General features: G+C 54.4%; 1 protein-coding gene. It reads right to left on the reverse strand.

All coding sequences use genetic code 11. From position 1 onward, the window contains the following. Positions 1–30 precede the first annotated feature (30 nt). Positions 31–1,079 (reverse strand): IS3 family transposase gene (locus L1249_RS17375; protein ID WP_235253803.1). Its coding sequence is split into 2 segments (ribosomal slippage), with 1,050 coding nucleotides annotated over them: positions 31–935 and positions 935–1,079; the frame shifts between segments, so codons are not numbered across the junction. This gene is flagged as partial in the annotation.

The following is a 1,079-nucleotide window of genomic DNA, read 5'->3' on the forward strand; positions in this document are numbered from 1 at the left end:
TGATCTTACCCAGCAACAGTGGACACTGGTTTAAGCGATCATTCGGGCTTCAAAGGCCTCTGGGCTGATCATCCCAATAGCACTGTGCCGCCGTTGTTTGTTGTAGTCCAGTTCGACGTACTCAAACACCTGGCGCCTCATATCGTTTCGCGTTGTAAATTGCTCCCCATGGATCGCTTCAACCTTGAGGCTGTGGAAGAAGCTTTCGGCACAGGCATTATCATAGCAGTTGCCTTTGGCGCTCATGCTGCACGTAAGCTTATGCCGGGTAAGCAGCGACTGGTAACGCGTGGAACAGTACTGACTACCTCGATCCGAATGGACTATCACGCCTTTGGGCATTTTGCGTTTCCATAGCGCCATCTGTAGCGCGTCACAGACAAGATCGGCCGTCATACGCTCACTCATTGCCCAACCGACCACTTTACGAGAGTAAAGATCAATGAGCACTGCCAGGTAAAGCCAGCCTTCGCCCGTCGCCAAGTAGGTAATGTCACCCACCCACTTTTGATTAGGAGCTGAGGCCGTGAAGTTTTGTTCTAGTAGATTCGGTGCGACTGGCAGCGAATGCCGTGAGTTCGTGGTGGCCTTGAACTTACGAGCTGCTTTAGCGCGCAGGCCCTGACGCTGTAAGCTGGCAGCCACCGTCTTACGGTTGATCGGCATCCCATCATCTCGCAGGTCTAGCGTTAGTCTCGGGGCGCCTGAGCGGCCCTTGCGTTGGTGATAAGCCTTGGCCACATGCTGATCGATAATGGCTTGCTGGCTGCGTTTTGGGGACGATGCGCCTTCGCGTTGCCGCCAAGCGTAGTAGCCACTCCGAGCGACCCCGACAACATGGCACATACGCTGAATACTGAACGCCTGACGATGACGGTGGATAAAGGCGTACTTCACTTCAGGCTTTTCGCAAAGTACACCGCGGCCTTTTTTGTGATGGCCAGCTCTTCATTTGCCTCGGCTAGTTGGCGCTTCAAGCGGGCGTTTTCTTCTGCCAACGACCGCTCTCGCTCGGATGTGTCTTGCTGCAGCTGTGCTTTAGATCGCCACTGATAGAGCTGACTCGCGTGTATTCCCAG

It is taken from the genome of Halomonas sp. Cn5-12, from assembly GCF_021532545.1.
Taxonomy (GTDB): domain Bacteria; phylum Pseudomonadota; class Gammaproteobacteria; order Pseudomonadales; family Halomonadaceae; genus Vreelandella; species Vreelandella aquamarina.